General features: G+C 65.8%; 4 protein-coding genes. 1 reads left to right on the plus strand and 3 read right to left on the minus strand.

Annotation, left to right across the window (positions count from 1 at the left end; genetic code table 11):
• Window positions 1-18 precede the first annotated feature (18 nt).
• The 3 genes from NA4_RS28715 to NA4_RS28725 are packed head-to-tail and all read right to left on the minus strand — an operon-like array spanning window position 19 to window position 3546.
• Window positions 19-360, minus strand: a complete 342-nt coding sequence (locus NA4_RS28715; protein WP_067476905.1) for a YbaB/EbfC family nucleoid-associated protein — start codon at window positions 358-360, stop codon at window positions 19-21.
• 22 nt (window positions 361-382) lie between these two features.
• Window positions 383-1852 (minus strand): PPE domain-containing protein, encoded by a 1470-nt coding sequence (locus NA4_RS28720; protein ID WP_067476908.1) that lies wholly within the window; start codon window positions 1850-1852, stop codon window positions 383-385.
• Window positions 1853-1893: 41 nt separating this feature from the next.
• A complete protein-coding gene (locus NA4_RS28725) occupies window positions 1894-3546 on the minus strand; it encodes a hypothetical protein (protein WP_067476911.1) in 1653 nt (550 codons plus the stop codon).
• Between the two features lie 1112 nt (window positions 3547-4658).
• On the opposite strand from NA4_RS28725, the gene NA4_RS42245 reads away from it, so the two are divergent.
• A partial coding sequence (locus tag NA4_RS42245; RefSeq protein ID WP_218022445.1) for a hypothetical protein occupies window positions 4659-4851 on the plus strand: 193 nt, incomplete at its 3' end.

The raw sequence follows: 4851 nt of genomic DNA on the forward strand, positions 1-4851 counted from the left end.
TGTCCACTGTTCGCTCGCTCATCCTGCCTGCCCGGATGCCGTGGTGACCGGCTGGGTTTCGTCGATGGGCGGCTCTTCCATGACGCTTTCGTACTGCCGCGCCGCGTCGGCGGTGCTCTCCCGGATGGCAGACATGATCTCGTTGATCAACTCGGGGCTCGTCAGCCGGGCGGCGGTGCCCGGAGCCAGGTAGAGATCGGTCAGCCTGCCCATGGCGTCGACCTCCGGGATGACCGCGCCGCTCGGCGACGGCCTGCGGGCACGGATGCTGTCGATCTTCTCCCGCATCTCGGCGATCCGGTGCCGCAGATCGCGGGCGGCATCCAAGGCCGCCTGCACGTCCGGGTGGATGGAACTCATGAATCCACCTCGCTGCGCTCACTCATGCGTTACCTCCGGGTTGGCTCGGGGTCTGGTTGCTCGGGGTGGGCGTCGGCGGGGTCACAGTGGGGGCGATGGTCGGCCGCTCGCCGATCACCGCTTCGGTGTGCGGTGTGTCGTCGACGTACATCAGACGGTCCGGATGCCATGCCACGACCCGGTTGCGATCGTTGCCGTTGCCCGCGGCGTTGCCCATGCCCGGCGCCATGGGCATGTACGGCATCATCGGCGTACCGCCGCGCGCGGCGGCCGCGTTTGCGGCCGACGACGTGGACAGGGGTTCGATCACCGGCGTACGCGGCATGGACGACGAGGCGACGCCGGCCGATGCGGCCAGCGGCAAGGCCGTGGCCGAGACGGTTTCCGCGGTGACGTCCGAGATGCTGGTGCCGAGGCTGCTGATGGGTGTCCCGCCGGGGCTGCCCGTGCCGATTCCGCTCGGGATGCCGAGGTCGTCGTAGCCGTACTCGTCGAGGCTGTAGTCGTCAGCGGAATCCGACTGGCCGAGCTGGGCCAGCGGCATTCCGGCCGAGGCCATCGCGCTCATGAGCGCGGGCAGCATCTGGGTCAGCGCGCTGCTGTCGCCGCCGCCGCTGCCTTTTCCGCTTCCGTTGCCTTCACCTGTCCCCTCACCCGTCCCCACTTTGGAGCCGACCTCGGTCGAGTATCCGGTGATCGTCTCCGCCGAACGGGCGTTCTGCTCGTTGAATTTGGCCAACGCCGCCTGGATGCCGAGTTCGTTCTTGGAGCGCATCGCGGCAAGCAGCTCTTTGCGCGCCGCGATGATCTCCTGCGGCGTGGGATGCTTGGCCTTCGCCGTGCGGAATGCGTTGCTGTAGGTGTCGATTCCGTCGGCAAGCATCCCGAGGCCCCGGCCGAGCTGGTCGAGCCACCCCCGGTGCTGACCGAGTTCGGCCGCCGCCAAGGCACCCACCGGCTCCCAATTCTGCATCGCTCGCGACGCCGAGTCGACGCCTTCGGTGGCGAGCAGGTGCGGTCCACCGGTGAACTTGCGCAGCGCGTCCGCGAATCCCGTTGCCGCGCCCGGCCCCGGACCCGTATGCAATTGCTTCGCGAAAGTCAACGGGTCGACCGCGCCACCGGCAACCGGGAACCGCAGCCCAGGCGGCCGCCGCGGGCTGACCTCCTGGACCTCGCCAACCGGATTGGCGAGAACGTCGCCGCCCTTGCCGCCGATCTCACGCGCACCGCGGTCGTCTCCCTCGGTGTAATCGCGCGCCGCGGCGCCGACGTTGTACGCGGTGCGCTGAACCTCGTTGAGCACACCGATCATTCCGTTGAGCAGCGACGCCGCCTGCGCGTTGAGCTGCGGCACCGCCTCGGCCGAGATCGGGTCAGCCCCCGCGGGCACGACCCATCCCGGGGGCAACGCCGCGCCGGTATCGCGCGCCATCTGCGCAAGTTTCGCCGCCGTGGCGACCAGCTCCTGTGGATCCACGTTCAGCGGCATCGCGACCTCCTCTCCTCATCTGCCGCAACCTCCTCGCGCGATCAGCCCGCGGCGACAACCGGCATTGCCGCGTTCGCGGACTGATCGGCCGAGCCCGACTCGGACAGGGGCGCGCCCTTGTCCGCCGGCGCGGTCACATCGATGCCATTCGGGCGCCTGAATCCGTCGAAGGAACTTTCCTCCGATGCGAGTTCGGGCATGTTCTGGTCGAATGGCTTCAGCTCGCCCTTGATGACGACGTGGAACACATCGACCTTGTCGGGATCCACCCGCAGCAGCGCCGTCTTACCGCCCTTGAACATGACAACGCAGCCGCTTGTGAAGCGGTCCTTGTCTTCGGGCATGACACGCAGAAGCCGAAGTGCCTCTTCGTCCTTCCACCACGCCGGTGTCCCCTCGTATGCCTTCTGAGCATCGGTGTCGCTGTGGTTGCCGTACGCCTTGTCGAATGCCTGTGCGGCCGTGACGTGTAGCTTCTCCGTGACGCCGTCGGGGTGCGTGTACATCACGCTGCCGTCCGCATCCGGTGTGCGAGCGGGCGCCCCAGCAGGCTGCGTGGAAGACGTTGTGCCGGCCGGCTGTCCATGATGCGTCGCCGGGGTTGTCGTGGATTGCTGCACCGTGCCGGGCTGCGCCGTGACCGACGCCGGAGCAACCGGCGCAGGGGCGACCGCGGCGAGTTCGTCCTCGAAGCGTTCCGGATCCAGATCCCGGCGACGGCTGTTCAAGTCCTGATCGGCCATCCGCCGCATCATCTCCTGCTCCTGCATCATCCGCATAATGGGGCCGAGCGTGTCCATGCCGGAGCCCACCGGCGACATCGCGGGCGGCGGCTGCACAGCCGGGGTAACCGGCGTCGTCGCACCCGGTGTGTTCCCGAGATCGCCGAGCCCGCCCGGTGACTGGCCGTTGATGCCGGAGTCGTCCAAGCCCCCCGGAGTCAGGTCGTCGACGCCGCTGCCGTTATCCAAATCGTCCAGCCCAGGAGGCAAGTCACCCGTGTCCACGTAGGGCGGATCCGCAATATTCGGCGGCGTGGAGCCCGGCGGGGTCACATAGGGCGGATAACTCGCCGGATTCTTCGAAGCCGCCTCCAGCGCTTTTATTCTCTCTTCGAGCGCCTTGGTCGCCGCGGCATCATCTTTGACGCCGTTCCCATGCTGGTCTTGCTCGGATTTCGCATCTGTCATGATTTTCAGCGACTCTTCCATACCGAGCGTGACGTAGGTCATGACATGTTCGCTTTCGCTCATGTCGTCGGCCGGCGGCGGCGTCTCTGCCGCAGTGTTGAGAGCGGAGATCAGTTTATTGACATAGCCACGAGCGGTCTCACTGCTGATCTTCGACTTTTCAACCTTGTCTTTGACCTTTATATCCTGCTGCTGCAGGGCGTCGAACGCCCGTTTGAGGCTGTCGTTGACCGTCACATAGGAGGTGAACATGTTCGATATGCTCGACCTGACCTTGGGGTTTGTCATGTCGACTTGCGGCACCGAACCGGTTTCCGGAAACGACTCCTTGACGCCCTTACCGAAAGCGTCCCAGGTCAGTTCGATGGTAGTCTTCAGACTTTTTTTATCGTCACCGGCGTCTATTTCCAGCCAGTCATGAATTTTTCTGGAGAGTTTGAGCTGCTGCGGCCACTGTGTGGAATATACATCGGGAACATACAAGGGCGGCATTTCGTCCGTCATGGAAACACCAGCGCGGGTGAATCAGTACTACCCCTGTTTTCCCTACCCGCCGGGCGCACCGGGACCTTTGCAATCGCCGACTGCTGCGACTGCGAATCCGGTCCCATGCGGCTGCCCGCAAATCCGGCAGCCGCGCCGGAACCAGTCAACCAACCGCGGGCTGCATTCAATGACGGGCCCCTCGCCCCCCACGCGGCTCGGAAGCCCGCGTTCGGGTTACGGACAGCCGGATGGAACGCGCCCGAAAGCATCCGCCGCAACACATTCTGCCCACCCATAGTCGCGCGGATACCTCTTGCGGCACCGCCGATAAGTCCTCCCCCCAGTGACAAGACGCCAGTTTGAGCACCATTAGTCAGTGCTTGACCGACGCTGCCACCCTGGGCCAGGGTTATGCCCGCTTCCATCCCCCCTCCACCGAGGGCACTGCCTAATGCAACGCCGAGACTAGCACCGGCCACTGTCCCAGCCCCCGGAATGAGCACGGAACCAACCGCGCCACCGACCAAGGCGGCGCCGGTGGTCAGCGCAAACCTGCCTACACCACCCCAGAACCCCATGAGATCACCTATCCGATGTCGAGCGTGAGCGCTTTATGCAACGACCGGCACCCCCGGCCAAGGCCGGAGAGGGTTCGTACGACACCATGGCCAGGCCCGCCTCTCGATCAAACGCCTCATCGTCGAACGGAGCAGCGCGAGCAGCGACCGACCATGAGTGAGACCTACTTTCGACGTGATTCATTGTCGAGGATTCCCAGCTACGGGAAGCGTCATCCTGGCCGGACCGGCCAGGATGATCACCGGCGACTTACACTGACATGCACGAATTGCCCGGGCCGCCAGACCGTTCCCCAGCCGACGGTGACCGAGTAGGAGGAGATATCCGATGAGCCTCCGCCTCCTGGCGCTCGAACGCGCAACCTCGGCCGTCTCAACCTGCCGACTCGGGGGATGACATGACCACAGCTGAAGTCTGGCCCGCGGGCGTCGAGGAAGAAGCGAAGGACCCGGAAGCCGCGGAGGATCAGCAACCCCGGCCGGCGACTCCATGGTCGAACCGGCCCACGCCGCGACTTCCGAGACCGGGTACCACTGCGCCAGGGCAGCCAGATGCCCCACCCGCGCCGGGCCAGTTGGGGACTCCCGCACCCGGCCAGTCGAATGGCGTTGGCCGATCCGGCGTTCCTGGTCAGCCTGGGCAGCAGGGTATTCCGGGTTCCCCTGGTCACGGCGCTCCGGGCTCACCTGGCCAGGTGGGTGTTCCCGGTCAACCTGGTCAGCCGGGTCAGTCGGGTGAGGTGTT

Source organism: Nocardia amamiensis NBRC 102102 (assembly GCF_001612745.1).
GTDB lineage: Bacteria > Actinomycetota > Actinomycetes > Mycobacteriales > Mycobacteriaceae > Nocardia > Nocardia amamiensis.

Bases quoted from the DNA above. Each gene is read 5' to 3' on its own strand.
- NA4_RS28725 (WP_067476911.1), bottom strand. From the start codon at position 3,546: ATGACGGACGAAATGCCGCCCTTGTATGTTCCCGATGTATATTCCACA.
- NA4_RS28715 (WP_067476905.1), bottom strand. From the start codon at position 360: ATGAGTTCCATCCACCCGGACGTGCAGGCGGCCTTGGATGCCGCCCGC.
- NA4_RS28720 (WP_067476908.1), bottom strand. From the start codon at position 1,852: ATGCCGCTGAACGTGGATCCACAGGAGCTGGTCGCCACGGCGGCGAAA.